Origin of the sequence: Saccharothrix sp. ST-888 (assembly GCF_000955975.1) — a bacterium.
GTDB lineage: Bacteria > Actinomycetota > Actinomycetes > Streptomycetales > Streptomycetaceae > Kitasatospora.
In genome coordinates this window covers 1-354 of record NZ_JYJF01000585.1, presented here as the reverse complement: position 1 = coordinate 354, position 354 = coordinate 1, and the positions used below count along the sequence as shown (strand labels likewise).

Annotated in this window: 1 protein-coding gene and 1 pseudogene; one reads left to right on the top strand and one right to left on the bottom strand. The window is 59.0% G+C overall.

Features of this window, described 5'->3' with window-relative positions; translation table 11 throughout:
* Positions 1-156 (bottom strand): Ig-like domain-containing protein (locus UK12_RS45380; RefSeq protein WP_442973926.1); only part of this gene is annotated, 156 nt, incomplete at its 3' end.
* Between the two features lie 26 nt (positions 157-182).
* Here UK12_RS45380 and UK12_RS45375 point away from each other — a divergent pair.
* Positions 183-354: pseudogene (locus UK12_RS45375) on the top strand (Ig-like domain-containing protein); the annotation flags it as partial.

The window sequence follows — 354 nt, the reverse complement described above, 5'->3', positions numbered from 1 at the left end:
GTAGTGCACGGTCACCTTGGTGTCCGGCTTCCAGTACTTCTCCGGCCGGAAGTCCAGCCGCTGGCTACCGAACCAGTGGCCATTCACCGTGGTTCCGTCGCTTGTATCGAAAGTTATGTTCTTGACCACGCCGTCCTTGTTCTTGATCGGCTTGATTAGCTTTCCGGAGACGACAGAGCAGAAGCTTCACGACGCTCGCCGCGGCCAAGACCGCCGCCGCCACCGACAACATCGCGGACAACGGCACCTACGGCGTCGGCATGATCGTCTCGGTGAACGTCAACAAGCCGATCAAGAACAAGGACGACGTGGTCAAGAACATCACGTTCGAGACCAGCGACGGCAGCACGGTGA